Source organism: Streptomyces sp. QH1-20 (assembly GCF_041283565.1).
In the GTDB taxonomy this organism is placed as follows: Bacteria; Actinomycetota; Actinomycetes; order Streptomycetales; family Streptomycetaceae; genus Streptomyces; species Streptomyces syringius.
In genome coordinates this window covers 3,054,544-3,080,314 of the sequence record NZ_CP166299.1, presented here as the reverse complement: position 1 = coordinate 3,080,314, position 25,771 = coordinate 3,054,544, and the positions used below count along the sequence as shown (strand labels likewise).

Genomic DNA, 25,771 nt, shown 5'->3' with positions numbered 1-25,771 from the left:
AAAACGCGGCTCCGACGGTGTGCGGGAGAGGGGTGACGCGGGTGGCAGGTGGTGGGTTCGCCAAGCTTCCCGACGGCAGCGTGGTCGTCGCCCTGCCCCTGCCCAGCCCACCCGGCGGCGGTGGCACCCCGGGCGCCCGCGTACGCGTCCTGGTCCACGCGGCGAACCGGCAGCGGGCCCTGACCCGGCTGCGGAACCTCGGCCTGCGCGCGGTCTACCTGCGCGGCAACACCGAGCCGCCCACGCCCGACGAGATCACGGCCGTCCTGCACCACCCGGACGGCCTCGTCTGGCGCTCCGTCCCCGACGACGACACGGAATCCTGGCACCCGATCGCCACGTTGCTGCCGCGCAGGCCCGCAGGGGCGGCGTAGCCCGTGGTGGGCGCACCCCCGCTGCGCGGCGGTGTCCTCAATCGCCGGACGGGCTGCTGTGCTGTGTCCTCAATCGCCGGACGGGCTGGTTTTGGCCGAGCTCAGCCGAATCCAGCCCGTCCGGCGATTGAGGACGCGCCCGAAGGGCGCCCGCCGCCGCAGGCGGCAAGGACGGCCCGCAGGCGGACGCCGGAAACGCCTCAGCCGACCTGAACCACCGGCTTGCCGCTCAGCTCCACGCCCGCGTCCCGCAGCTCCTCCAGCGCCCGCTGGGTGGTGTGGGGGGCGACGCCCGCGGTCAGGTCCAGCAGCACCTGCGTGGTGAACCCCTCACGCCGCGCGTCCAGCGCCGTGGCCCGTACGCAGTGGTCGGTGGCGAGGCCGACCACGTCCACCTCGGTCACGTCGTGCTCGCGCAGCCAGTCCGCGAGCGAGGTGCCGTTCTCGTCGGTGCCCTCGAAGCCGCTGTACGCGGCCGCGTACGCGCCTTTGTCGAAGACGGCGTCGATCGCCCCGGAGGCGATCACGGGCGCGAAGTTCGGATGGAATCCGCTGCCCTCCGTGCCGGCCACACAGTGCGCCGGCCAGCTGTGTTCGAAATCGGGATGTGTGGAGAAGTGATCACCGGGGTCTATGTGGTGATCACGGGTGGCGACGACGTGCCGGTATCCGGCGGGCGCCTCGCCGACCAGGTCGGTTATGGCCGCGGCCACGTCGGCGCCACCGGCCACCGCGAGGCTGCCGCCCTCGCAGAAGTCGTTCTGCACGTCGACGATGATCAGCGCACGATGCATGGTGCAGATCCTTTTCGAAGGAGTTATCGGCCGACTGTGCGGATCAACTCGCTGTGACCGAGGGTAGTGACTCTCCTGGGATTGCGGGAGGGCGTGTCCGGCGGGGCGCTCGTCCCACCGGCCCGGTGCGCCCCCGCGCCCTCACGCGTCGTGGGTGACGTACTCCGTCGGCAGGACCGCCTCGCCGCGCGAGAGCTGGGTGGCCGACATGGGCAGCCCCGCGCGGGCCGCCGCGTGCCGGTCGCGGGCCGCGTCCAGCGGCTCCCGGGCGACGACCTCACCGCCCCGTACGAGCTCCACGAGCAGCTGCCGGTCGGCCAGCTCGTCCGGGACGGGGCCGGTGCCCACGACCTCCGCCTCGGCGATCCCGGAGGCGTCCAGGCGGCGCGCGGCCCACTTGCGGCCGCCGATGGAGGTCTTGCCGCCCATCGACTTCTTCGCCACCGGCCGCAGCGGCGCGTCGGCCCCGCCGCCGTCCGCGCGGGCGACGAGCTTGTAGACCATCGAGCAGGTGGGGTGACCGCTGCCGGTCACCAGCTGGGTGCCCACCCCGTAGGCGTCGACGGGCGCGGCGGCCAGCGAGGCGATCGCGTACTCGTCCAGGTCGCTGGTGACCACGATCTTCGTCTTGGTCGCGCCCAGGTCGTCGAGCTGCTGCCGCACCCGGTGCGCGAGCAGCAGGAGGTCGCCGGAGTCGATGCGCACCGCGCCCAGCCCGGGGCCCGCGATGTCCACGGCCATCCGGACGGCCTCGGTGACATCGAAGGTGTCCACCAGGAGGGTCGTGCCACTGCCGAGCGAGTCGACCTGGGCGGTGAAGGCGTCCCGCTCGCTGTCGTGCAACAGGGTGAAGGCATGCGCACTGGTGCCGACGGTCGGGATGTTGTAGCGGAACCCGGCCGCGAGGTCGGAGGTGGTGGCGAAGCCGCCGACGTACGCGGCACGGGCCGCGGCCACGGCCGCCAGCTCGTGCGTGCGCCGCGCGCCCATCTCGATCAGCGGCCGCCCGCCCGCCGCGACCGACATCCGGGAGGCCGCCGCGGCGACCGCCGAGTCGTGGTTGAGGATGGAGAGGATGACGGTCTCCAGCAGCACTGCCTCGGCGAAGGTGCCCTCGACCCGCATGATCGGCGAGCCGGGGAAGTACACCTCGCCCTCGGGGTAGCCCCAGACGTCACCGCGGAAGCGGTAGTCGGCGAGCCACGCGAGCGTCGGCTCGTCCACGATGCCCTGCTCGGCCAGGAAGGCCAGCACACTGGCGTCGAAGCGGAAGTTCTCGATGGCGTCCAGCACCCGGCCGGTGCCCCCGACGACGCCGTAGCGGCGGCCCTCGGGCAGCCGCCGGGTGAAGACCTCGAAGACCGAGCGGCGGTCGGCGGTGCCGGCCCGCAGCGCGGCCTGCAGCATCGTGAGTTCGTACCGGTCGGTGAAGAGGGACGTCGACGGCACAGCCACCGGCAGCCCCAGGTCCGCAGCGTTCACTTCGCCCTACCTCGCAATTCCGATCCTGGCGTCTGGCACGGATGCTACCCCGATTACTCGTCAGAGTGACGATTTCTAGGGCCGGTCACGGACGGAACCCGCCCGTGCGCGGACCCGTTTGTGCGTCGGGCAGGGGGGAGTGGCAGCATGGGATACGTGAGCGACGCACATGAGGCCGCCGGGCCCCGGACGAGGTGGGTCCGCCGCTGTCAGGGCGTGGCCTCGTGGGCCTCGTGGGCGGAGAACGCAACGATGGAGCAGTGGTGAGCGTCGCACCGGTCGAGATCGAACGTCCCGAGTCGAGTGAGGCCCCCTACGCGGTGGCCGAACCGGACGTCCCCTGGGTCACGTTGGTCCACAACGACCCCGTCAATCTCATGAGTTATGTGACGTATGTCTTCCAGGCGTACTTCGGCTATTCCAAGGACAAGGCACACCGACTGATGCTCGACGTGCACCAAAAGGGCCGCGCCACCGTCTCCAGTGGCAGCCGCGAGGAGATGGAGCGCGACGTGCAGGCGATGCACGGCTACGGCCTCTGGGCGACCCTGTCGCAGGACCGTTGATGGCCGGGCACTTCGAGCCGCTTCCCGGCGGCGGGGCCGCCGTGGCCCTGGACGAGGTCGAGGTCTCCATCCTGCGCAGCCTGGCCGTGCAGCTCCTGGAGTTGATCGGGCCCGGGGCCGACCAGGGTCCGGAGGAAACCGACCCGCTCGCCCGGCTCTTCGCCGAGGGCCCGAGCGAGCCGCCCGCCGACCCGGCGCTGGCCCGGCTCTTCCCCGACGCCTACGGCGCCCCCGGCTCCGAGCAGGACGCCCAGGCCCGCGCGTACGCCGCCGAATTCCGCCGCTACACCGAGAACGACCTGCGCGCCCGCAAGCGCGAGGACGCCCTCGCCGTCGTGCACTCGCTCGACACGCTGACTCTGACCGGCGACGACGACAGCGACGCCGTGCTGCGGCTGTCTGCCGACGAGTGCCGGCAGTGGCTCGGCGCGCTCAACGATCTGCGCCTCGCCATCGGGACCCGGCTGGAGATCGGCGACGAGGACGACAGCGACGAGCTCTTCCGGCTGCCGGACGAGGACCCGCGCAAGCCGATGGTGATGGCGTACCTGTGGCTCGGGGGTCTGCAGGAGACGCTGGTCGAGTCACTGATGGCCTAGTGGCGGCGTAGCGCGCCGAGCGGCCCCGCGTCGTTCACCGAGGTCCCCGGGCCGGTGCGGCACGGGCCCGGGATGTCCCGGTCCCCCCGGGTTCGGGCGGCGGGGATGTCCGGAATGCGGACACCCGACAAAGGGTGTCCGTTGATCGGACACTCCACCCCGCATAACGATCCCGTCACCCTAGTGGCAGCCTTTGGCGCCACTATTTACATTTGTCCTACTTTGCGTGTGGCGCCGATCACACACCGTTGAACGATCTCCTGTCCGCGTGTGATAAATCTTCACGACCTGCCTCCGTGACGCCACCCATGTCGCGGCGGGAGCGCTTAGCCGGCCGACCGTCGGCGTTTTTTCAGGAACTCCATCCGGGGGGATCGGGACCCGATCCGGACGCACCGGGTCGGTATGGAGAAAGGCGCACCACCATGACCTCTGAGCAGGTCGCGGACCGTACCGCAGACGCGGGGACCGCAGGGCAGGACGGAAGCGGACAGGGCGCTTCCGAGGGTTACCAGCGTGGTCTGGGCAACCGACAGATTCAGATGATCGCCATTGGTGGCGCCATCGGCACCGGTTTGTTTCTCGGCGCGGGCAAGGCCATATCGAAGGCCGGGCCCAGCCTGATCCTGGCTTACGCCATCGCGGGCCTGGTCATCTTCTTCATCATGCGAGCGCTCGGTGAGCTGCTCATGTACCGCCCGGTGTCGGGCTCCTTCTCGGACTACGCGCGGGAGTTCCTGGGCCCCTTCTGGGGCTATGTGACCGGTTGGACCTACTGGCTCTTCTGGGTCGTCACCGGCATCACCGAGGTGACCGCCGCGGCCACGTACGTCCATTACTGGGACAAGTCGATCCCGCAATGGCTCTCGGCGCTGGCCTTCACGGTCATCCTCTTCTTCGCCAACCTGATCTCCGTGAAGCTCTTCGGTGAGCTGGAGTTCTGGTTCTCCATGGTCAAGGTCACCGCCATCATCGGCATGATCCTGATCGGTATCGGCGTCCTCACCATCGGCTTCTCCGACGCCGGTGACACCGCCACCGTCAGCAACCTCTGGTCCCACGGCGGCTTCTTCGCCGGCGAGGACGGCATCGTCAGCATGCTGATGACGCTCCAGATCGTGATGTTCGCCTTCCTCGCCGTCGAGCTCGTCGGCGTCACCGCGGGCGAGGCCAAGGACCCGAAGAAGACCCTGCCCAAGGCGATCAACACCGTCCCGTGGCGCATCGCGGTCTTCTACATCGGCGCCCTGATCATCATCCTGTCCGTCGTCCCGTGGACCGAGTTCATGCCGGGCGTCAGCCCGTTCGTGGCGGCCTTCGAGAAGATCGGCCTGCCGGCCGGTGCCGGCATCGTCAACTTCGTCGTCCTCACCGCGGCGCTGTCCTCCTGCAACTCGGGCATGTACTCCACCGGCCGCATGCTGCGCGACCTCGCGCTCAACGGCCAGGGCCCGAAGTTCCTGGGACACCTCACCAAGAACGGTCTGCCGCTGCGCGGTACCTCCGTCTCCGCCGCGCTGATGCTCGTCGGTGTGTGGATCAACTACCAGTGGCCGGGCGAGGCGTTCAACTACGTCGTCTCCTTCGCGACCATCTCCGGTATGTGGGCCTGGATCATGATCCTCATCGCCCAGCTCCGCTACCGCCGCAAGGCCGACCGCGGCGAGCTCCCGCAGTCCGAGTTCCGCGCCCCCGGTGCCCCGTGGACGAGCCTCTTCGCCCTGGCCTTCATCTTCATGGTCATCGTGCTGATGGGCATCGACGAGAACTCGCGCGTCTCGCTCTACTGCGCACCCATCTGGGCCGCGATCATGGTCGTCTCCTACTACGTCCTCAAGAGCCGTAACCCGCAGGCCTTCGCCCGCAAGGACTACACGGCCAAGACGTCCGAGGTCGAGAAGACCCACTGACGCACCCGCCGTCCGAAGCATCCGGGCCCGTCCGTACCACTCTCGGTACGGGCGGGCCCGTCTGCTTATCCTGACGAACATGCTGACCATTACCCAGGCCCTGTACGACCAGATCGTCGCGCACGCCCGCGCCGACCACCCCGACGAGGCGTGCGGCGTGGTGGCCGGCCCGGCCGGCAGCGGCCGCCCCGAGCGCTTCGTGCCCATGCTCAACGCGGCCCGCTCGCCCACCTTCTACGAGTTCGACTCCACCGACCTCTTCAAGCTCTACCGCGACATGGACGACCGCGACGAGGAACCCGTCGTCATCTACCACTCGCACACCGCCACCGAGGCCTACCCCTCCCGCACCGACATCGGCCTCGCGAGCGAACCCGGCGCCCACTACGTCCTCGTCTCCACCGCCGACACCGACGACGCGGGCCCCTTCCAGTTCCGCTCGTACCGCATCGTGGACGGCGAGGTCACCGAGGAGGACGTACGCGTCGTCGAGGCGTACTGACACCCGTGGGCCCCCGGACGGCCCCACCGACGCGTCCCGGCCCCCAAGATCCGGTGGTCCGCATCGCGGGACGAACCTCCGGTGCGCGCAGGGGGAATCGATACCATGTGCCCATGGTTTTCCACGACGTGATCCAGAAGGCGCCGGGCACCCTGCTCGTGGCGCGGCGGCACGTCGATCTGTGCCGCCTCGCCGCCGCGCTGTGTCCGCGCGGCGCCGCCGAGTGAGAGCCGCAGCGCCCGCTTCGCCCGCGCACCGCGCGACCCACGAGCATCCCCGCACTTCCCCGCACTCCGACAGGAGCACAACCATGGCCATCGAGGTCCGCATCCCGACCATCCTCCGCACCTACACCGACGGCCGGAAGGCGGTCGAAGGCAGCGGAGCCACGATCGACGAGCTCTTCAAGGACCTCGAGAGCCGCCACCCGGGCATCCGCGAGCGCCTGGTCGACGAGAGCGCCGGCGGCGAGCTGCGCCGCTTCGTCAACGTCTACCTCAACGACGAGGACGTCCGCTTCCTCGCCGGCATCACCACCGAGCTCAGCGACGGCGACAGCGTCACCATCCTCCCGGCGGTCGCCGGCGGCCGGGACTGACCCGTGCGCTACGACAGCCCCCTGGCCGCCGTGGGGAACACCCCGCTCGTCCGTCTGCCCCGCCTCTCCCCGTCCCCGGACGTGCGGATCTGGGCGAAGCTGGAGGACCGCAACCCCACCGGCTCCGTCAAGGACCGCCCCGCCCTGCACATGATCGAGCAGGCGGAGAAGGACGGCCGGCTGACCCCGGGCTGCACCATCCTGGAGCCCACCTCCGGCAACACCGGCATCTCCCTCGCCATGGCCGCCCGCCTCAAGGGCTACCGCATCGTGTGCGTCATGCCCGAGAACACCAGCGAGGAGCGGCGCCAGCTGCTCGCCATGTGGGGCGCGGAGATCATCCCCTCGCCCGCCGCCGGAGGCTCCAACACGGCCGTACGGATGGCCAAGGAACTGGCCGGGCAGCACCCCGACTGGGTGATGCTCTACCAGTACGGCAACCCCGACAACGCCGGCGCCCACTACGCCACCACCGGCCCCGAGATCCTCGCGGACCTCCCCGAGATCACCCACTTCGTGGCCGGCCTCGGCACGACCGGCACCCTGATGGGCGTCGGCCGCTATCTGCGCGAGCAGGTACCGGACGTCCGCATCGTCGCCGCCGAGCCGCGCTACGACGACGTCGTCTACGGCCTGCGCAACCTCGACGAGGGCTTCGTCCCCGAGCTGTACGACGAAACCGTCCTCACCACCCGCTACTCCGTGGGCTCCGAGGACGCCGTCCGCCGCACCCGCGAACTCCTGGCCGAGGAGGGCATTTTCGCGGGTATCTCCACCGGCGCGGTCCTGCACGCCGCCATCGGGGTGGCCCGCAAGGCCCACCGGGCGGGGGAGCGCGCCGACATCGCCTTCATCGTCGCCGACGGCGGCTGGAAGTACCTCTCCACGGGCGTCTACACCGCACCCACGACGGAAGCGGCCGTCGAAACGCTGCACGGGCAGCTCTGGGCGTAGGGCTGCGGATCTCGGGGGACACCTCAAACGCCGGACGGGCTGCACATGCAGCCCGTCCGGCGTTTGAGGACACGCCCGCGGCGAAGCCACCCGTACGACACGAGCGGCGGCGTCCTTACCGGTGACTTCGCCCACAACGTCCCCCCGCGGAGGAGCGACCGCCCGTCCCGCGCTTTACGCTCGACGCACCGCATGGCCCCCCGTAACGAGCCCACGGAGGTTCAGGCCCGCATGAAGCTCACCGTCGTCGGATGCTCGGGGTCGTTCCCGTCCACGGAATCGGCCTGCTCGAGCTACCTCGTCGAGGCCGACGGCTTCCGGCTGCTCCTCGACATGGGCAACGGCGCCCTCGGCGAGCTGCAGCGCCACATCGGTCTCTACGACCTCGACGCCGTGCTGCTGTCCCATCTGCACCCGGACCACTGCATCGACATGTGCGGCTACTTCGTCGCCCGCTACTACCGCCACGACGGCGGCCGCGCCGCGGCCATCCCCGTCTACGGGCCGGAGGGCACCGAGGAGCGGCTCAGCACCGCCTACGGCGACGTCCCGCACGAGACGTCCATGCGCGAGGTCTTCGACTTCCGCACGCTGGCCCCGGGCAAGTTCACCCTCGGCCCCTTCACGATCCGCACCGACCGCGTCCGCCACCCCGTCGAGGCCTTCGCCTTCCGGGTCGAGCACGGGGAACGCTCCCTCGTCTACTCCGGCGACACCGGCCCCTGCGACGCCCTGCACGACCTCGCCCTCGACACGGACCTCCTGCTGTGCGAGGCGTCCTTCACGCACGGCAAGGAGGACATCCCGGACCTCCACCTCACCGGCCGCGAGGCCGGGGAACAGGCCGCCCGCGCCCGCGTCGCCCGGCTCGTCCTCACCCACATCCCCCCGTGGACCGACCCCCTCACCAACCTCCGCGACGCCCGTTCGGTCTACGACGGCCCGGCCGAGCTGGCCCGCGCCGGGGCGGTCTACGAGCTGTAGGGCCCCTCCGACGGGTCTTCGGTGCGGCCCCGCCGTTGCCGCCTGCGGCGGCGAGCGCCCTGCGGGCGCGTCCTCAAGCGCCGGACGGGCTGCGTGTGCAGCCCGTCCGGCGCTTGAGGACAAGGCACAGCAGCCCGTCCCGCGTTCAAGGCGCCCCGCCCCGGGGCATGACGAAGCCCCCGACAACCGTGCGCGTTGCGGGGGCTTCGTCGTCCAGGGGAGACCGGAGGCTACTTCGCCTCGGCCTTCGCCAGCTCGGCGAGCTCGGCGTCGGACTCACGGCCCGGCGTCGGCAGATTGAACTTCGTGATCGCGAAGCGGAAGACCACGTAGTAGAGGGCCGCGAAGCACAGACCCACAACCACGAGCAGCCAGGGCTTCGTGGCGATGCCCAGGTTCAGCACGAAGTCCACCGCGCCGGCCGAGAAGCCGAAGCCGTCCTTCATGCCGAGCGCCCAGGTCAGAGCCATCGAGACACCCGTCAGCACCGCGTGGATCGCGTACAGCACCGGCGCGACGAACATGAACGTGAACTCGATCGGCTCGGTCACACCCGTGACGAACGCGGTGAGCGCGAGGGAGAACATCATGCCGCCGACGACCTTGCGGCGCTCCGGACGGGCACAGTGCACGATCGCGAGGCACGCGGCCGGCAGGGCGAACATCATGATCGGGAAGAAGCCGGTCATGAACTGGCCGGCGTTCGGGTCACCGGCCAGGAAGCGGGCGATGTCACCGTTGACCGTGCCCTTGGCACCGTCGTACGAACCGGCCTGCAGCCACGGGAAGGAGTTGAGCAGGTGGTGCATGCCGACCGGGATCAGCGCGCGGTTGGCGACACCGAAGATGCCCGCGCCGACGGCACCGGAGCCGACCAGCCACTCACCGAAGTTGTGCAGACCCGTGCCGAGCACCGGCCAGATGTAACCGAAGACCACACCGATGAGCAGACCCGCGAAGGACGACAGGATCGGCACCAGACGACGGCCACCGAAGAAGCCCGCCCAGTCGGGCAGCTTGGTGCGGTAGAAGCGCTGGTAGATCAGCGCGACGACGAGGCCTATCACCACACCGCCGAGGACCTTGGCGTCGACCGCCTGCTCCACCATGGCGACCTTGTGGTCGACCACGGCCTCCTTCTTGGGGAGGCTGCCGTCGGTGAAGGTGCCCAGCACCTTCTGGAAGACCAGGTAACCGGCCACGGCGGCCAGCGCGGTGGAGCCGTCGGACTTCTTGGCGTAACCGATCGCGACACCGACGGCGAACAGCAGCGCCATGTTGTCGAGGATCGCGCCACCACCGGCGGACATGAACTCGGCGATCTTGTTGAGGAACGCCGGGAACGACTCCTTGCCGAGCATGTCGCTCTGGCCGAGCCGGACCATCAGGGCGGCGGCGGGCAGCACCGCGACCGGCAGCATGAGGCTGCGCCCGATGCGCTGGGCGACCGCCATCGCGCCGGCGCCGCGCTTCTTCTTCTCCGGTTGCGCCTCTTCGGGCGCCGCCTTGGTGGCCGTACTCATCGGATTCCTCCAGGTGAGGCGGGCACTCGGGAAGGGGGGCGGCCCGCTTATGGTCTACACCACTCAGTGGTTTAGACCTGTTGTAGCACGTGAAGCGGGCATAAAGGAATCCATACTTCCATGGCCTGAGCCACAGGCCGAACGGCCCCCGAGTCCTTGGACTCGGGGGCCGTTCCGTACGAGGGGCGAGAGGGCGGCGCAGCGTCACGCTCCCCTCACTTCGCGTTCCCTTATTTGACGTTCTCCTGCTCGATTTCCTCCGCTACTTCCTCCGGCTCCCGCCCCGGAGTCGGCAGATCGAACTTCGTGATCGCGAAGCGGAAGATCGCGTAGTAGACCACGGCGAAACACAGCCCGATCGGAATGATCAGCCACGGCTTGGTCGCCAGGCTCCAGTTGATGACGTAGTCGATCAGCCCCGCCGAGAAGCTGAAGCCGTCATGGACCCCCAGCCCCCACGTGATCGCCATCGACGCCCCCGTGAGCAGCGCGTGCACCACGTACAGCAGGGGGGCGATGAAGAGGAACGAGTACTCGATCGGCTCGGTGATGCCCGTGACGAACGACGTCAGGCCGACCGACAGCATCATGCCGCCGACCACCTTCCGGCGATGCGGCTTCGCGCAGTGCGTGATCGCCAGCGCCGCCGCCGGCAGGGCGAACATCATGATCGGGAAGAACCCGGACGTGAACTGCCCCGCCGTCGGGTCACCCGCCAGGAACCGGTTGATGTCACCGTGCACCACCGTGCCGTCCGGCTTGGTGTAGTCGCCGAACTGGAACCACACGAAGACGTTCAGGAACTGATGCAGCCCGATCACCAGCAGCGCCCGGTTCGCGACACCGAAGATGCCCGCGCCCGTGGAACTCAGATCGACCAGCCACTTGCTGAAGCTCGTCAGCGCGTCACCGATCGGCGGCCAGATCCACAGGCACAACGCCGCGAAGGCGATCGCCACGAACGCCATGATGATCGGGACGAGCCGTCGGCCGTTGAAGAACCCGAGCCAGTCGACCAGCCGCACCCGGTGGTACCGCTGCCAGAACCAGGCCGCCAGCAGACCCATCACGATGCCGCCGAACACCCCCGGGTTCTGATACCCGGCCGCGGCCGGATCCCCGCCCGGGGTGACACACACCCCGTTCAGCAGGCCGATGGGCGTGTGCTTGGAGCCGGTGGGGCAGTCGTCGGGGAACTGGTGCAGCACCGCGTAATAGACGAGGAACCCCGCGACCGCCGCCAGCGCCGTCGAACCGTCCGACTTCTTCGCCATGCCGATCGCCACACCCACCGCGAACAGCAGCGGCAACCCCAGCGACGAATCCAGCAGCGCGCCGCCCGCGCCCGCCATCACCTTGGCCACATCGGTCCAGCCCAGACCGTCCTTGCCGAACACATCGGGCTGACCGAGCCGGTTCAGGATGCCCGCGGCGGGCAGGACGGCGATCGGCAGCTGAAGACTGCGGCCCATCTTCTGGAGGTTCTGGAAGAGCGTCTGCGTCCACTTCTTCCCCGACGCCCGCCCCTTCGACCCCTCCGGCACCGCCGCCGCGTTCGAGCTCATCTGCGTCCTCCAGGCCGCCGCCCGGGCGACAGCTCCCTCGGTGTGTGCCGCATACTGGTGTAGACCACTCATGGTGCGATGCGGGGCCTCCCGGAACGCACCGCCGGGTGGTCGCCATCTTTCGTTAGATGGCGGACATATGCCCGCGTAGTTGGGCTGAACGTGGGTTACCGTGTGAAAGCCGGTCGGCGAGACCGCCGAAGGGCCGAGACAACCAGGAGTGCACATGGCTTCCAAGGCTGAGAAGATCGTCGCCGGGCTCGGCGGGCTCGACAACATCGAAGAGGTCGAGGGCTGCATCACCCGACTGCGCACCGAGGTCGTGAACCCCGACCTCGTCGACGAGGCCGCCCTCAAGGCAGCCGGAGCGCACGGCGTCGTGAAGATGGGCACCGCCATCCAGGTCGTCATCGGCACCGACGCCGACCCGATCGCCGGCGAGATCGAAGACATGATGTGAGCCACTGCGCTCCCTGGGCTCCCTGAGCCCCCGCCAAGGGCCCCGCACCGCTTCGCACCGAACCGGAACGGGGCCCTTCGCGATGCCGATAGGCTCATCACCATGTCTCGCATCGACGGCCGCACCCCCGAACAGCTCCGCCCCGTGACCATCCAGCGTGGCTGGAGCAAGCACGCCGAAGGCTCCGTCCTCGTCTCCTTCGGCGACACCAAGGTCTTCTGCACCGCCAGCGTCACCGAGGGCGTACCCCGCTGGCGCAAGGGCAGCGGCGAGGGCTGGGTCACCGCCGAGTACTCGATGCTGCCGCGCTCCACCAACACCCGCGGCGACCGCGAATCCGTCCGCGGCAAGATCGGCGGCCGCACCCACGAGATCTCCCGCCTCATCGGCCGCTCGCTGCGCGCCGTCATCGACTTCAAGGCGCTCGGCGAGAACACCATCGTCCTCGACTGCGACGTCCTCCAGGCCGACGGCGGTACCCGCACCGCCGCCATCACCGGCGCCTACGTCGCCCTCGCCGACGCCATCACCTGGGCCCAGGGCAAGAAGCTCATCAAGCACGGCCGCCAGCCCCTGACCGGCACCGTCTCCGCCGTCAGCGTCGGCATCGTCGGCGGCGTCCCGCTGCTCGACCTCTGCTACGAGGAGGACGTCCGCGCCGACACCGACATGAACGTCGTCTGCACCGGCGACGGCCGCTTCGTCGAGGTCCAGGGCACCGCCGAGGCCGAGCCCTTCGCCCGCGAGGAGCTCAACGCCCTGCTCGACCTCGCCGTCGCCGGCTGCGGAGCCCTCGACGCGGCACAGCGCGAGGCGTTGGCCGCGACGCTGTAGTTCCCACGAGGATCGCGACCGGGATCGCGGCGGGAAGCAACCGTCCGACGCGGCGCGCGCGTTCATAGCAGTACAGAGATACGGGCGTATGGTCTCGAAGACCATGCGCCCGTAGCCCGTCAACGGGGAGGGAACTGCTCCATGTCCGTGCGCCGCACCAGTCCCGTACGCCACCGCCGTACCACCGCCATCGCCGCTCTCGCCGTCGTCGCCCTGGCCGTTCCGCTGGCCGCCGGATGCGGCGCGGCGGAGAAGGCCGTCGACTGCGCACGGCTGGTGGTCGACGTCGGCAAGGACGTGGACGACCTCCAGCGCGCGGTCGGCAGCGCCGCCGACGACCCCGGCAAGGCCGACGAGGCCCTGGACACCCTTGACGCGGACGTGAAGAAGCTCAAGGACAAGACGGACAACCCGGACCTCGACAAGGTCGTCGACCACTTCCAGAGCGCCGTCGCCAACGCCCGCAAGGCCGTCGAGCGCAACGAGAGGCCCGACCTGGGCCCGGTCAAGGACGCCGCCGGCGAGCTGACGAAGGTCTGTACGTCGAAGTAGGACGGCGGGCGGTCCCGGGCCGCGGCGGCCCGGCCCGGATAATCGGGACCATGAAGCGCCTGATCCTCGCCACCCGCAACGCCAACAAGGTCACCGAACTCCGCGCCATCCTCGAGGGCGCCGGCCTCGACGTCGAACTCGTCGGGGCCGACGCCTACCCCGAGATCCCCGACGTCAAGGAAACCGGCGTCACCTTCGCCGAGAACGCCCTCCTCAAGGCCCACGCCCTGGCCCGCGCCACCGGCCACCCGGCCGTCGCCGACGACTCCGGCCTCTGCGTCGACGTCCTGAACGGCGCCCCCGGCATCTTCTCCGCCCGCTGGGCCGGCACCCACGGCGACGACAAGGCCAACCTCGACCTTCTGCTCGCCCAACTGGGCGACATCGCCGAGGAACACCGGGGAGCCCACTTCGCCTGCGCGGCGGCACTGGCCCTGCCGGACGGCACGGAACGCGTCGTCGAGGGCCGCCTGGAAGGCACCCTCCGCCACGAACCGACGGGCACGGGCGGCTTCGGCTACGACCCGATCCTCCAGCCGCTGGGCGAGACCCGCACCTGCGCGGAGCTGACGGCGGCGGAGAAGAACGCGATCAGCCACCGGGGGAAGGCGTTCCGGGGGTTGGTGCCGGTGGTTCGGGAGCTTTTGGGTTAGGCCCCCGAACGCGGAACGGCCTGTGAATCGATTTCTTCGATTCACAGGCCGTTTGCTGTGCGGCGGAAGGGATTCGAACCCTCAAGCCCTGTCACGGGCCACGGATCCTAAGTCCGCTGCGTCGCCGTTGCGCCACCGCCGCTCGTCACGTGTCATCGTACCGGGCCGACGGACGAGGCGGATCGGGGGTAGTGCTAGCGACCTCTCCGTCGCCTGCCCCCTCGGCACCAGGTGCTCGTGATGGCATGGCAGTTGGGGCAGAGCAGTCGGAGGTTCTCGGGCCGGTCATCGGTCCAGTCTCCGTTGACGTGGTCTATCTCCAGCGTCATGGGCCTGCCTTGCCACAGACCGCCTGTTCCGCAGCCGGCGCACTCCTCCGGGACGCCGATCTCGCGTAGCGCCAGACGAAGTGTGACCGTCCGTGCGCGTTGTTTGCCGCTGTGCTTGATGAGTATTTCTTCCGGGGCTTTTCGCTGAACCCTGCCGGGCTTGCCGCGCTGGTGCGCCTGGCCGAGGAAATGCGCGGTCGTGAGCCCGTCGTCCGCTATCCACTGGCGCAGCAGCGCGCGTTGGCTCCCGTTGTCCGGTTGGCGCAGCCGACGAAGTGTTTCGGCGATCGACGTGGATTCGGACACAGCGTCCCGGAGGGATTCCACCGCAGGCCGAGAGCCGCCTTTACGGTAGGGGCGTGCGAAGTGCGACACGTCGATGCCGAAGTGTGCGAACCGCCTGAACAGGTACCGGGCGAGGTGGCCGTACGGGTGCGTGCCGAAGAAGGCGATGACTTCGTCGATGTTCGAACACAGCAGTGCAGCCTCGGTCATACGCTCTTTCGAGTAACTGTTGCGCGCACTCATCAGGCCCGACCCCCGTCGCCTGGCTTCCCGTCGGCTGCGGCGCGTCGGCCTTTGCTTCGGCCGCGATACGTGTCCGTCGTCGAATGGCAGTTGGGGCATAGGAGCCGCAGGTTTTCGAGACGATTGTTGCGCCAGTTACCGTCGATGTGATCGACCTCAAGCGGCAGTGGGTAGTCCCGCCACAGCGGCTCGATGCCGCAGAGGGCGCAGTTCTCATCGATGCCGAGATCATGCATCGCCCTCTTGAGCTGTGTGCTGGGTGTGCGGCGGGAGTTCGCTGAACGGTCCTCCACGAGGATCTCATCGGGTGCCCGTCGACGGCGGTTGTCCCGCATGTTCTCCGTGCGTTGCGGCGGGGTGAAGTGTGAAGTGTCGATTCCTAGCGCGCGCACCCGACGGCTGATGTGCGTGTGCTGGCCGCCCACGACATCGATGCCCAGACAGCGGAGAACCTGGGACATGTTGCTCGACGCGGCCACGGCGAACTCCAGCATCTCCTTCGTCCAGCGTGCGCCCTCGCGCTCGAAGTGCGACGTGTCCACCCCGAGCCTCCTCATCCGCTCGCGTAGGTAATTGCGCTTCGAGCTCTTGGGATCGACCCCGAGTTTCTCCAACGCCTCCGACAGCGTCCGCGAGGATCTCGCGGCCTCCGCCAGACGTTCCCTGGTGTACGGACTGACCGGCATGACTTCCCCTCCGTTCGAGGCCACGCATGAGTTCGTGGCCTCGAACGAACCAACGAGGGGATCATCGGACAGTTACGCCGACAGCGGCATATGTCAGAACTTCGGATCCGGTGCCGCCGAGTTGACCATTTCCGCCGCTTCCTCCTTCGTCGCCACCGACGGCGGCGAGCCCTCCAGCGGCTGGCGGGCCGTTTCCTTCATGCAGGCGACCGCCACCATGCCCACCAGCGCTGCCGCCATCGTGTAGAACGCCGGCACCATGTCGCTGCCCGTGGCGCTGATCAGGCTCGTGATGACCAGCGGTGTCGTGCCGCCGAAGAGGGACGTGGAGAGGTTGTAGCCGATGGACAGCGAGCCGTAGCGGACGTGGGTGGGGAAGAGGGCGGGGAGGGCGGCGGACATGGTGCCCAGGAGGCAGACCAGGGGGAGGCCGAGCATCAGCATGCCGCCCGCCACCGCGACCACGCTGCCCTGCTTCAGGAGCCAGAAGGCGGGGACCGACAGGGCGAAGAAGCCGCCCATGCCCGCCATCAGCAGGGGCTTTCGGCCTATTCGGTCGTTGAGGCGGCCCACGAAGGTGATGACAGCCATGAGCAGCGCCATCGTGCCGATCAGGATCAGCAGGCCGTGGGTGTCGTCGTAGTCGAGCTGGTCCGTCAGATACGTCGGCATGTACGACAGCAGCATGTAGTCGGTGATGCCGTACGCCCCGGCCAGGACGACGCACAGGGCCAGTCGCGACCAGTGGGTGACGAAGATCTGCCGCAGCTCGGTGGTCTCGCTGGTGACGTGTTCGCCGGAGCCGTTCTCCTCCTCCAGTTTCTGGAAGGCCGGGGTGTCCTCCAGCTTCAGCCGCAGATAGAGGCCGACGAGGCCGAGCGGGCCGGCGGCGAGGAAGGGGATGCGCCAGCCCCAGTCGCCCATGGTGTCGCTGCCGAGGGTGGCGGTCATGACCGTGACGAGGCCGGCCGCGCCGACGTAGCCCGCCAGGGTGCCGAATTCGAGGAAGCTGCCGAAGAAGCCGCGGCGCTTGTCGGGCGCGTACTCGGCGATGAAGGTGGCGGCGCCGCCGTACTCGCCGCCGGTCGAGAAGCCCTGGAGCATCCGGAAGCAGATCAGCAGGACCGGGGCCCAGAAGCCGATCGTCGCGTACGAGGGGATGAGGCCGATGGCGAAGGTGCCGACCGCCATCAGGATCATGGTCAGCGCGAGGACGCGCTTACGGCCGACGCGGTCGCCGAGGGGGCCGAAGAAGAGGCTGCCCAGGGGGCGTACGAGGAAGGCGACGGCGAAGGTCGCGAGCGAGGACAGCAGCCGGACCGTGTCGTTCCCGGACGGGAAGAAGACATCGCCGATGGTGACGGCGAGGTAGCTGTAGATGCCGAAGTCGAACCACTCCATGGCGTTGCCGAGGGCTGCCGCCTTCACCGCGCGTCTGACGGTCTTCTCGTCCGTGACGGTGATGTCCGTGCGGCGCAGGCGGGGGTTCTTGCGGCGGGCGGCGGCCCGGAAGAGGGTTCTGTGGCGCCTGACCGCCTGCGGGTCACGATCGTCGCGTTGGCGGTCGGTTTCGGCGTCGGCCTCGGTGCTGTTGCCGGTGGGCACGGCTCGGCTTCCTCTCGGTCGGGTCGTCGGCGTCGGTTCCGTCCGTCGGCCGCGCTGCCGCGCAGTGCTTCTCGTACGGGACACACACGAACAGCACTTCTGCGCGATTGCCGACGGCTCAAACCGTTCCCTTGCTCGATCGCGAGATAGGTCACCCCGTCGAAGCCCGTCCCGGGAGAACCCGATGGTGGCCAAAGGGAACGCGCGGCGTGATTTCTCCGTCACTCACAACAGGGGACGAACCATCACCCGTGTACGAGGAAGAGAGCCCGATGACCGACCGCGCCGCGCCTCGCTGGGCGACCTTGCGCACTGTCGTCGCGACCTTGGCGGTCGTGGCCGTTCTGGTCTGCGGCGGGCTGTGGTTCAGCGAGGCCTCGGAGCGGACGAGCACCGTGGCCAAGGCGCCGAAGACGGCGGCGGCGCAGAAGGCGTGGGCGTCCGATCAGGAGTCGGCGGAGGTCACCGCGGCGGAGCCGCGGCAGCTGCCCGGGGTGCGGGAGTGCGGGTTCCGTACTCCGACCGTGCGGCCGGAGAGCATCATCCTGAACTGCTCGAACGCGGTGATGGTGGCGAGCGGCATCAAGTGGCTCAGCTATGACGCCAAGGGCGCCGACGGACGTGGGGTGGTGCAGGTGTCCGGTGGTGCGAACGGCGCGGCGTCGGCGTCGTACCCGGCGAAGTTCCGGCTCTACGGTGCGAAGAACGTGGACGGGGTGCGGGCCTTCACGGGGCTCGAGGTCGAGTACACGGGTGCCACGCGGGTCGGGGACCAGACGGAAATCTTCACGATCACGTGATGGGCATCCGTGGCCGGATCGCCCTCGCGATCTCTTTCGTCACCGCGCTGGCGGTCGTGTTCCTCGGTGTGGCCGTGCACCACATCTCCGGATTGGAGCGGGGCCGGCAGGCCATGGCGTTCCAGGACGAGCTGCTGAGTTCGGCGCTTCAGGTGTATCAGCGTGACGGGACGCTGGCGCTCGGCGCGCAGCTCGATGATTCGGCGCTGCCGTTCGCGTTGTCGCAGGCGGTGGCGCGGGGCGAGTCGGGGACGTACATCAGCACCGGTGGTGACCCGCGGGTGTGGGCGGCGACGGGCGTCGGTGACGACAAGGTGTTGTCGGTGTCGGCTTCGTACCCGGACCGGGATCCGTTGCAGACGGCGCTGGACAGGGCCCTGGTGGTGGCCGGTGTGGCGACGGTCGTGCTGATGGCGGTGGTGGCGTGGTTCGTGGCGCAGAGCCTGTCGCGGCGGTTGCGGCGCAGTGCGGCGGCGGCGCGGCGGATCGCCGCGGGTGCGGCGCCGGACGCGGAGGCGCTGGCGACGGGTGGCCGGGACGAGGTGGCGGAGCTGGGGCGCTCGGTGCATCACATGGCGGCGTCGCTGGCGGCGCGGGTGGAGGCGGAGCGGGAGTTCACGGCGGATGTGGCGCATGAGCTGCGGACGCCGGTGGCCGGGCTGGTGGCGTCGGCGGAGTTGTTGCCGCATCCGCGTGCGGTGGAGATGGTGCGCGAGCGTGCGCAGACGATGCGGGTGCTGGTGGAGGATCTGCTGGAGGTGTCCCGGCTGGACGCGGGGCGGGAGCGGGCGCAGCTGGACGCGGTGGAGCTGCCGTCGCTGGTGCACGGGATCGTCAAGCGGGCGCGTGGGCAGCGTGGTGTCGAGGACGTGGCGGTCGAGGTGGTCGGCGAGGGCCGGATCGTGGCGACGGACGCGCGTCGGGTGGAGCGGATCCTGGTGAATGTGCTGGGGAACGCGGCGAAGCACGGGAAGCCGCCGATCGAGATCCGGGTGGAGGGCACGCGGATCGTGGTGCGGGATCATGGTGACGGCTATCCGCCGGAGCTGGTGGACCAGGGGCCGCGGCGGTTCCGTACGGCGGCGCCGGAGCGGGGCACCGGGCATGGTCTGGGGCTGACGATCGCGGTGGGTCAGGCGGTGGTGCTGGGGGCGTCGCTGGAGTTCGGTACGGCGCCGGGCGGCGGGGCGCAGGTCGTTCTCGATCTCCCGGAGGCGGATCCGCCTCCGGCGGAGGGGCTGTAAATCAGCCCGTCCGCCGTTTGAGGACGCGCCCGCAGGGCGCCTGCCGCCGCAGGCGGCGAAACGGCCCGCGGGCGCAGGACTCCTGCTACAGCCCCAGGTCCTTGATGATCTTTGCAACGTGGCCGGTGGCCTTCACGTTGTAGAGGGCGCGCTCGACCTTGCCCTCCTCGTCGACGATGACGGTGGAGCGGATGACGCCCGTGACGGTCTTGCCGTACAGCTTCTTCTCGCCGAAGGCGCCGTAGGCCTCCAGGACCTTCTTCTCGGGGTCGCCGACGAGGGTGACCTTCAGGGATTCCGTGTCGCGGAACTTGGCGAGCTTCTCCGGCTTGTCGGGGGAGACGCCGATGACGTCGTAGCCGTGGCCGGCCAGGAATTCCAGGTTGTCGGTGAAGTCGCAGGCCTGCTTGGTGCAGCCGGGGGTCAGTGCGGCGGGGTAGAAGTAGACGATGACCTTGCGGCCCTTGTGGTCGGCGAGGGAGACATGCTTGCCGTCCGCGTCGGGCAGGGTGAAGGCGGGGGCGGTGTCGCCGGGCTGCAGTCGCTCGCTCATGGCTCTCCTCAAGGGTTTTCGTACGCTGTGTCCAGGTCGTGTCGACTCCCGAGACTAGCCAGCTCCCCGATCGGGGGTGCCGCGGGGCACGGGACCGTGCGAGCTGACAGACTGTCCATCATCAGTCTTAATCACTCTTATCGAGACGACGGAGGCCGCGCGGTGCCGGAAGCCAGGACCCCTGCGCAGATCGAGGCGGACATCGCCCGCAGGCGGAGCGAGCTCGCCGTGACGCTCGACGAGATCGGGGTGCGGATGCACCCCAAGACGATCATCGGTGACGCCAAGGCCAAGGTGGCCTCGAAGGTGGACCAGACCGCCGGCCGGGCCTATGTGGCGGCGAACCGGATCGTCTCGGATGTGCGGGAGCGGTTCGTGACGGAGGAGGGCGCGCCGCGGCTGGAGCGGATCGTGCCGGTGGCGATGGTCGTCGTGGGCGTGGTGGGTCTGCTCACGGTCTCCGCGCGGCGTCGCAAGGCGTAAGGCACAAGGCGTAGCGCGTAAGGCGTAAGCGTTCTGTAGTCGGTCGGTGGTCGGCCGTATCCGGTACGGACCGATCCGCGACCTATGGCCTCGGCATCCCGCTCGGCCAGGTACGGTCATGGCGTGAGCGCGAACACCACCCACGACAAGCTGCCCATCCGGATGCTCCACGACCGGGTGCTGGTCCGGACCGATATTCCCGAGGGAGAGCGCCGGTCCACCGGCGGCATCGTCATTCCGGCGACGGCGGCGGTGGGCCGTCGGCTGGCGTGGGCCGAGGTGGTGGCGGTCGGGCAGAGCGTCCGTACGGTGGAGCCGGGTGACCGGGTGCTGTACGACCCGGAGGACCGTGCCGAGGTGGAGGTGCGCGGGGTCGCGTACGTCCTGATGCGCGAGCGGGATCTGCACGCGGTGGCGGCGGAGCGCCTGGAGGGGTCCGAGGACTCCACGGGGCTTTACCTGTAATCCGCGACCTGTAATTCGCGAATCCGTCCGGTTTGGTACGGTCGAGAGAACCCGACGAGACGCGCCGTACCGGGTCATGACAAGACGACGCACCCCTGTTGAAGCACGTTTCACGGAGGTGCCGTCATGGCATGGATCCTGCTCGCCGTCGCCGGTCTGCTCGAGGTCGGCTGGTCGATCGGTATGAAGTTCACCGAAGGTTTCACCCGGCTGTGGCCGAGCGTGTTCACCGTCGCGGGCATCGCGGCCAGCATGCTGTTGCTGGCGCAGGCCGCGAAGACGCTTCCCATCGGTACGGCCTACGGCGTCTGGGTCGGTATCGGCGCGGCCGGCGCGGCGGTGCTCGGCATGGTCGTGCTGGGTGAACCGGCGACCGCCGCACGGATCTTCTTCATTGTGCTGTTGCTGGTGGCGGTGGTGGGGCTGAAGGCGACCTCGGGCCACTGACGACCTCGGGCCACTGACCCTTGATGATCCGACCTACAGGTCGCCCAGCAGCGAATCCCGGTCGTCCCCGCCGCCGCGTCCGTCCTGCCGTCCGTTGGGGCCGTTCGGGCCGAACGGGATGTCCGGCGGGGACGGGAAGTCCGTCGGCGGGCCGGGCGGCACGATCGGGGACGGGAAGTCGGTCGGCGGGCCCGGGGGCGTCGGGCGGGTGGTGGTCGGCGGGGCGGTCGCGGTCGGCGGGGCGCTGGACGTGGCCGGCGGCGCTGAGGTCTCGGGTGTCTCCATGAGCGGGGCGCCGCCGCTCATCGTCTCCAGGTCGAACTCCTTGACGGGGGTGCCCTCCAGGGCGTCGGCGGTGTACGCCGCCCAGATCTCGGCGGGGTAGCCGCCGCCGTTGATGCGGGACAGGCCCGTGGCCCCGTAGAGGGGTTTCTGTTCGGCGCTGTCGGGGTCCTGGCCCATGACGGCGACGACGGTGGCGAGGTCGGGGGTGTAGCCGGCGAACCAGGCGGCCTTGTCCTCCTCCGCCGTGCCGGTCTTGCCGGCGGCGGGCCGTCCGGCCATCTGGGCGGCGGCGCCGGTGCCGTTGTCGACCACGCTCTGGAGGACGGAGGTGGTGGTGTCGGCGGCTTCGCGGGGGACGGCCCGCTTGGTGTCGTCGCTGGGGAGCCCGACGTTCTCGCCGCCCTTGGCGAGCTTCTGGACGAGCGAGTACGGGCCGTGCCGGCCGTGGTTGGCGAGGGTCGCGTAGGCCTGGGTCATGTCCAGGACGCTCGCGGTGGCGACGCCGAGGGCGATGGAGGGCGTGGCGGTCAGGTCGGGGGTGCCGGCGGGGATGCCGAGGGCGACGGCCGTGTCCTTGACCTTGGCGGGGCCGACGTCCTGGGCCATCTGCGCGTAGACGGCGTTGACGGACAGGTCGGTGGCCTTGGTGACGGTGACGCGGCCGTAGGACTTGCCGTCCTCGTTCTCCGGGCTGTAGCCGACGGGGCCGTTCGGGCCCTGGACCTGGCGGCCGTCGGTGCCGTCGTAGAGGGTGTTCGGGGTGATGGGGCGGCCGTTCTGCGTGGTGGAGTCGTTCTGCACGGCGGAGGTGAAGACGAACGGCTTGAAGGTGGAGCCGACTTGGTAGTCGCGGCGGGTGGCGTTGTTGACGTACTGCTTGGTGTAGTCGACGCCGCCGTAGAGGGCGACGACCTTGCCCGATCTGGGGTCGATGGAGGCGCCGCCGGCGCGTACGTAGCTGTCGACCTTGCGGTCGGGGCTGAGTTCGTCCATCAGTTGCCGCTGTACGGCCTTGACGAAGGCGTCCTGTTTCTTGCGGTTGATGGTGGTGGTGATGCGGTAGCCGCCGGCGGCGAGGGTCTGTTCGTCGACGATCTTGTTGCCGGTGAGGTAGTCCTTGACGGCTTCGACGAGATAGCCGCGCTGGCCCGACATGCCGTTGCGGGCCTTGGACTTGCCCGGCGGCGGGAACTTCATCGTGGCGCGTTCGGCGGGGGTGAGCCACTTCTTCTTGACCATGCCGTCGAGGACGTAGTTCCAGCGGCTCAGGGCGCGCTGCTTGTTCTCGGGGTGGGCGCCGACGTCGAAGGAGCTGGGGGCGTTGAGGAGGGTGGCGAGGTAGGCGCCCTCGGCGGTGTCGAGCTTGTCGGAGTCCTTGCCGTAGTAGGCCTGGGAGGCGGCCTGGATGCCGTACGCGTTCCGGCCGAAGTAGCTGGTGTTCAGATACCCCTCAAGGATGTCGTCCTTCGTCACTTCGCGGTCGAGTTTGATCGCGATGAAGAATTCCTTCACCTTGCGGGTGATGGTCTGTTCCTGGCCGAGGTAGTAGTTCTTGACGTACTGCTGGGTGATGGTGGAGCCGGACTGCTTGCCCTTGCCGGTGACGGTGTTCCAGGCGGCGCGGACCATCGCCTCGGGGTTGACGGCCGATTCGGAGTAGAAGTCGCGGTCCTCGGCGGCGAGGACCGCGTGCTGGACGTTCTTCGACACCTTGGTCAGTGCGACGCTTTCCCGGTTGACCTCGCCGTCGCGGGCGAGCTGGCTGCCGTCGGAGTAGAGGAAGACATTGCTCTCGGCGACGGCGGCCTTGTTGGCCGGTGGGATGTCGACCAGCAGATATCCCGCGATCAACCCGCCCGCGATCAGCAGGATGATCAGCAGAACGCCACCGAGCAGCATGCGCCAGGTGGGCACGGCCCGGCGCCAGCCGGTGCGCTTGGGGCGGCGGGGCTTGCCGCCGCCCGGCCGGGCGCCCTGGCTCCAGGCCGCCCGGTTCGCCGACGCGTCACCGTCGCCCGGGGGCCGCTGGTGTGACTGCTCGTCGCTCATGTCTGTAGGGACTCCTCGGCCGTCGTCGGGGGTTCAGCCACGGCGAACGGTGTTGCCCGGCCGTTCCGATGTAGTCGTCTGCCCCGGAAAACACTCTCGCACCATGCGGTCCGTGCCGAAGCGGCGTGGCGCACCTGCGGCAGCTGTAAAGAGCCGTTTGGGTCAGGCCGTTCACTCCGAGGAGTGAAAAACCCGTGGTCCGGGCCGGAGCCGTACGGCTAAGCTCCTGCGCTTTGGGGTCAACGGACTAACAAGGTTCAACGACAAGAGGTGACACGGGGATGCGCCTGTACGCCGCGGTGGCGGTCAGTGGTTTCCGCCGGCACGCCACCTACCGGGTCGCCACCGCGGCGGGGGTGTTCACCAATACGGTCTTCGGCTTCATCATCGCCTATACGTTCATCGCCCTGTGGGACGAACGCCCGCATCTGGGCGGCTACGACCAGGCGCAGGCCCTGACGTTCGTCTGGGTCACCCAGGCGTTGCTCGCCCCTATGGAGCTGATGGGCGGCGGCTTCCAGGAGGAGCTGCAGGAGCGCATCCGGTCCGGTGACATCGCCGTCGATCTCTACCGCCCCGTCGACCTCCAGCTGTGGTGGCTCGCCGCCGACCTGGGCCGGGCGGCCTTCGCTCTGCTCGGCCGGGGCGTCGTGCCGCTGGCCGTCGGGGCGCTCGCCTTCGATCTGGCCCTGCCCGCCGACCCCGCCCGCTGGCCGGCCTTCGCCTTCTCGGTCTTCCTCGGCGTTCTCGTCAGCTTCGCGCTGCGCTATCTGGTGGCGCTGTGCGCGTTCTGGCTGCTCGACGGCGCCGGGGTCAACATGATCAGCGTGCTGCTCGGCATCTTCTTCACCGGGCTGCTGCTGCCGCTCACCGTCTTCCCGGGCCTCTTCGGTGAGACCGTGCGGCTGCTGCCCTGGTCGGCGATGCTCCAGGTGCCGGCCGATGTCCTGCTCGGGCAGCACACCGGCACCGGCCTGGCCGGGGCGCTGGCGTTCCAGGCCGTCTGGGCGGTGGCCCTGCTGGCCGCGGGCCGGGCCCTGCAGTCGCTGGCCACGTCCAAGGTGGTGGTGCAAGGTGGCTGAGGTGTCGGTGCGGGGCGATGACGGCCCGGTCCGGGAGGCCGAGGGGCCCCTTTCGGGGCTGCTGCACGGCTTACGGGCGTACGGGCTGATCGTCGCGATGTGGGTGCGCTCGACCATGGCCTACCGCACGTCCTTCGTCATGATGGCGGTCGGCAACTTCCTCACCAGCGGGCTCGATTTCGTCGCGATCCTGCTGATGTTCTCGCACATCGACGCCCTCGGCGGCTTCTCCCTCCCCGAGATCGCGCTGCTGTACGGGGCGACCAGTACGTCGTTCGGCCTGGTCGACCTCTTCCTCGGCAATGCCGAACGTGTCGGCCGGCGGGTGCGGGACGGCACGCTCGATACGCTGCTGCTCCGCCCGGTGCCGGTGCTGGCGCAGATCGCCGCCGACCGTTTCGCGCTGCGCCGGCTCGGGCGGATCGCCCAGGGCGTGGTGGTGCTGGTCTGGGGGCTCGCCGGGGCGGACATCGCGTGGACGCCGGTCGATGTCGTGCTCGTACCGGTGATGCTGATCAGCGGGGCGGGGATCTTCGCTGCGCTCTTCGTCGCGGGTGCCGCCTTCCAGTTCTGGGCCAGTGACGCCTCGCAGGCCCAGAACTCCTTCACCTACGGCGGCACGACCCTTCTGCAGTACCCGCCGACGGTGTTCTCGCAGGATCTGGTGCGCGGGGTGACCTTCGTCGTCCCCCTCGCCTTCGTCAACTGGCTGCCCGCGCTGCGGATCCTGGACCGCGAGGACCCGCTGGGGCTGCCGGGCTGGGTGGACTTCTGCGGCCCGGCGGTCGCGCTGGTGATGATCGCGCTTTCGGGGCTGGCCTGGCGGGCGGGCCTCAGGAGCTATCGGAGTACGGGGAGTTGAGCA

The 25,771-nt window shown here is 69.4% G+C and carries 29 protein-coding genes, 1 tRNA gene and 1 riboswitch; of the genes, 20 read left to right on the top strand and 10 right to left on the bottom strand.

Going from position 1 to position 25,771, the window contains the following annotated elements; all coding sequences use genetic code 11:
- Nucleotides 1-41: 41 nt before the first annotated feature.
- A complete protein-coding gene (locus tag AB8O64_RS13865) occupies nt 42-374 on the top strand; it encodes a hypothetical protein (RefSeq protein ID WP_370419454.1) in 333 nt (110 codons plus the stop codon).
- A gap of 200 nt (nt 375-574) precedes the next feature.
- On the opposite strand, the gene AB8O64_RS13860 is transcribed toward AB8O64_RS13865, so the two are convergent.
- Together AB8O64_RS13860 and AB8O64_RS13855 are read right to left on the bottom strand one after the other, a co-directional pair.
- Entirely contained in the window at nt 575-1,168 is a 594-nt protein-coding gene (locus tag AB8O64_RS13860; protein ID WP_370419453.1) for an isochorismatase family protein, read from the bottom strand.
- Between the two features lie 141 nt (nt 1,169-1,309).
- Nucleotides 1,310-2,650: a nicotinate phosphoribosyltransferase gene (locus AB8O64_RS13855; RefSeq protein WP_370419452.1), complete on the bottom strand. Its 1,341-nt coding sequence runs from the start codon at nt 2,648-2,650 to the stop codon at nt 1,310-1,312.
- 263 nt (nt 2,651-2,913) lie between these two features.
- Between AB8O64_RS13855 and clpS the strand changes: the two genes are divergently transcribed.
- The 8 genes from clpS to AB8O64_RS13815 all read left to right on the top strand — a co-directional run bounded on the left by clpS (nt 2,914) and on the right by AB8O64_RS13815 (nt 8,763).
- Nucleotides 2,914-3,216 (top strand): ATP-dependent Clp protease adapter ClpS, encoded by a 303-nt coding sequence (clpS, locus tag AB8O64_RS13850; protein ID WP_370419451.1) that lies wholly within the window; start codon nt 2,914-2,916, stop codon nt 3,214-3,216.
- Entirely contained in the window at nt 3,216-3,815 is a 600-nt protein-coding gene (locus tag AB8O64_RS13845; protein WP_365380438.1) for a DUF2017 domain-containing protein, read from the top strand. The genes clpS and AB8O64_RS13845 overlap by 1 nt, the downstream gene beginning before the upstream one ends.
- 425 nt (nt 3,816-4,240) lie before the next feature.
- A complete protein-coding gene (locus tag AB8O64_RS13840; RefSeq protein ID WP_370419450.1) occupies nt 4,241-5,725 on the top strand; it encodes an amino acid permease in 1,485 nt (494 codons plus the stop codon).
- A gap of 79 nt (nt 5,726-5,804) precedes the next feature.
- Nucleotides 5,805-6,227 carry a M67 family metallopeptidase gene (locus tag AB8O64_RS13835; protein ID WP_356455425.1) on the top strand — a complete coding sequence of 141 codons (423 nt, stop codon included), beginning with the start codon at nt 5,805-5,807 and terminating at the stop codon, nt 6,225-6,227.
- 113 nt (nt 6,228-6,340) lie between these two features.
- On the top strand, nt 6,341-6,454 hold the full coding sequence (locus AB8O64_RS13830) for a putative leader peptide (RefSeq protein ID WP_362214519.1): 114 nt from the start codon (nt 6,341-6,343) through the stop codon (nt 6,452-6,454).
- A gap of 83 nt (nt 6,455-6,537) precedes the next feature.
- Nucleotides 6,538-6,825 (top strand): MoaD/ThiS family protein, encoded by a 288-nt coding sequence (locus AB8O64_RS13825; protein WP_370419449.1) that lies wholly within the window; start codon nt 6,538-6,540, stop codon nt 6,823-6,825.
- Nucleotides 6,826-6,828: 3 nt separating this feature from the next.
- The gene (locus AB8O64_RS13820) at nt 6,829-7,779 is read left to right on the top strand and encodes a PLP-dependent cysteine synthase family protein (RefSeq protein WP_370419448.1); all 951 of its coding nucleotides are present in this window, start codon (nt 6,829-6,831) and stop codon (nt 7,777-7,779) included.
- A gap of 231 nt (nt 7,780-8,010) precedes the next feature.
- Nucleotides 8,011-8,763 (top strand): MBL fold metallo-hydrolase, encoded by a 753-nt coding sequence (locus AB8O64_RS13815; RefSeq protein ID WP_370419447.1) that lies wholly within the window; start codon nt 8,011-8,013, stop codon nt 8,761-8,763.
- 230 nt (nt 8,764-8,993) lie between these two features.
- On the opposite strand, the gene AB8O64_RS13810 is transcribed toward AB8O64_RS13815, so the two are convergent.
- Nucleotides 8,994-10,286, bottom strand: a complete 1,293-nt coding sequence (locus AB8O64_RS13810) for a PTS transporter subunit EIIC (RefSeq protein ID WP_130878033.1) — start codon at nt 10,284-10,286, stop codon at nt 8,994-8,996.
- A gap of 230 nt (nt 10,287-10,516) precedes the next feature.
- A complete protein-coding gene (locus AB8O64_RS13805; RefSeq protein WP_365210501.1) occupies nt 10,517-11,851 on the bottom strand; it encodes a PTS transporter subunit EIIC in 1,335 nt (444 codons plus the stop codon).
- Nucleotides 11,852-12,077: 226 nt separating this feature from the next.
- Between AB8O64_RS13805 and AB8O64_RS13800 the strand changes: the two genes are divergently transcribed.
- From AB8O64_RS13800 to rdgB, 4 genes are all read left to right on the top strand, one after another.
- The gene (locus tag AB8O64_RS13800; RefSeq protein WP_130878031.1) at nt 12,078-12,311 is read left to right on the top strand and encodes a glucose PTS transporter subunit EIIB; all 234 of its coding nucleotides are present in this window, start codon (nt 12,078-12,080) and stop codon (nt 12,309-12,311) included.
- 102 nt (nt 12,312-12,413) lie between these two features.
- Entirely contained in the window at nt 12,414-13,145 is a 732-nt protein-coding gene (rph, locus tag AB8O64_RS13795; RefSeq protein WP_365184904.1) for a ribonuclease PH, read from the top strand.
- 141 nt (nt 13,146-13,286) lie between these two features.
- A complete protein-coding gene (locus tag AB8O64_RS13790; RefSeq protein ID WP_370419446.1) occupies nt 13,287-13,697 on the top strand; it encodes a hypothetical protein in 411 nt (136 codons plus the stop codon).
- Nucleotides 13,698-13,747: 50 nt separating this feature from the next.
- Nucleotides 13,748-14,350 carry an RdgB/HAM1 family non-canonical purine NTP pyrophosphatase gene (gene rdgB, locus AB8O64_RS13785; RefSeq protein WP_370419445.1) on the top strand — a complete coding sequence of 201 codons (603 nt, stop codon included), beginning with the start codon at nt 13,748-13,750 and terminating at the stop codon, nt 14,348-14,350.
- A gap of 58 nt (nt 14,351-14,408) precedes the next feature.
- Here rdgB and AB8O64_RS13780 read toward each other — a convergent pair.
- From AB8O64_RS13780 to AB8O64_RS13765, 4 genes are all read right to left on the bottom strand, one after another.
- A tRNA-Leu gene (locus AB8O64_RS13780) sits at nt 14,409-14,492 on the bottom strand.
- Between the two features lie 52 nt (nt 14,493-14,544).
- Nucleotides 14,545-15,207 carry an HNH endonuclease gene (locus AB8O64_RS13775; RefSeq protein WP_370419444.1) on the bottom strand — a complete coding sequence of 221 codons (663 nt, stop codon included), beginning with the start codon at nt 15,205-15,207 and terminating at the stop codon, nt 14,545-14,547.
- Nucleotides 15,207-15,893, bottom strand: coding sequence for an HNH endonuclease signature motif containing protein (locus AB8O64_RS13770; RefSeq protein WP_370419443.1), 687 nt, complete (start codon nt 15,891-15,893; stop codon nt 15,207-15,209). The genes AB8O64_RS13775 and AB8O64_RS13770 overlap by 1 nt, the downstream gene beginning before the upstream one ends.
- A 93-nt stretch (nt 15,894-15,986) precedes the next feature.
- A complete protein-coding gene (locus AB8O64_RS13765) occupies nt 15,987-17,498 on the bottom strand; it encodes an MFS transporter (RefSeq protein WP_370419442.1) in 1,512 nt (503 codons plus the stop codon).
- A gap of 272 nt (nt 17,499-17,770) precedes the next feature.
- Between AB8O64_RS13765 and AB8O64_RS13760 the strand changes: the two genes are divergently transcribed.
- Together AB8O64_RS13760 and AB8O64_RS13755 are read left to right on the top strand one after the other, a co-directional pair.
- Nucleotides 17,771-18,298: a hypothetical protein gene (locus AB8O64_RS13760; RefSeq protein ID WP_356452419.1), complete on the top strand. Its 528-nt coding sequence runs from the start codon at nt 17,771-17,773 to the stop codon at nt 18,296-18,298.
- On the top strand, nt 18,298-19,542 hold the full coding sequence (locus tag AB8O64_RS13755) for a sensor histidine kinase (protein WP_370419441.1): 1,245 nt from the start codon (nt 18,298-18,300) through the stop codon (nt 19,540-19,542). The genes AB8O64_RS13760 and AB8O64_RS13755 overlap by 1 nt, the downstream gene beginning before the upstream one ends.
- A gap of 85 nt (nt 19,543-19,627) precedes the next feature.
- Here AB8O64_RS13755 and bcp read toward each other — a convergent pair whose 3' ends face one another.
- Nucleotides 19,628-20,095 (bottom strand): thioredoxin-dependent thiol peroxidase, encoded by a 468-nt coding sequence (bcp, locus tag AB8O64_RS13750; RefSeq protein ID WP_370419440.1) that lies wholly within the window; start codon nt 20,093-20,095, stop codon nt 19,628-19,630.
- Between the two features lie 162 nt (nt 20,096-20,257).
- Between bcp and AB8O64_RS13745 the strand changes: the two genes are divergently transcribed.
- The 3 genes from AB8O64_RS13745 (at nt 20,258) to AB8O64_RS13735 (ending at nt 21,490) form a co-directional block, all read left to right on the top strand.
- Nucleotides 20,258-20,578: a DUF3618 domain-containing protein gene (locus AB8O64_RS13745; RefSeq protein WP_370419439.1), complete on the top strand. Its 321-nt coding sequence runs from the start codon at nt 20,258-20,260 to the stop codon at nt 20,576-20,578.
- 162 nt (nt 20,579-20,740) lie between these two features.
- Nucleotides 20,741-21,043 (top strand): co-chaperone GroES, encoded by a 303-nt coding sequence (locus tag AB8O64_RS13740; protein ID WP_048831771.1) that lies wholly within the window; start codon nt 20,741-20,743, stop codon nt 21,041-21,043.
- 26 nt (nt 21,044-21,069) lie between these two features.
- Nucleotides 21,070-21,137, top strand: a riboswitch (guanidine-III (ykkC-III) riboswitch).
- A gap of 32 nt (nt 21,138-21,169) precedes the next feature.
- On the top strand, nt 21,170-21,490 hold the full coding sequence (locus AB8O64_RS13735; RefSeq protein ID WP_130878019.1) for a multidrug efflux SMR transporter: 321 nt from the start codon (nt 21,170-21,172) through the stop codon (nt 21,488-21,490).
- 33 nt (nt 21,491-21,523) lie between these two features.
- Here AB8O64_RS13735 and AB8O64_RS13730 read toward each other — a convergent pair whose 3' ends face one another.
- A complete protein-coding gene (locus AB8O64_RS13730; protein ID WP_370419438.1) occupies nt 21,524-23,824 on the bottom strand; it encodes a transglycosylase domain-containing protein in 2,301 nt (766 codons plus the stop codon).
- Between the two features lie 281 nt (nt 23,825-24,105).
- Here AB8O64_RS13730 and AB8O64_RS13725 point away from each other — a divergent pair, with 281 nt between their 5' ends.
- Nucleotides 24,106-24,906, top strand: a complete 801-nt coding sequence (locus tag AB8O64_RS13725) for an ABC transporter permease (protein WP_370419437.1) — start codon at nt 24,106-24,108, stop codon at nt 24,904-24,906.
- On the top strand, nt 24,899-25,768 hold the full coding sequence (locus AB8O64_RS13720; RefSeq protein ID WP_370419436.1) for an ABC transporter permease: 870 nt from the start codon (nt 24,899-24,901) through the stop codon (nt 25,766-25,768). Before AB8O64_RS13725 ends, AB8O64_RS13720 begins: the two co-directional genes overlap by 8 nt.
- Nucleotides 25,769-25,771: the final 3 nt, after the last annotated feature.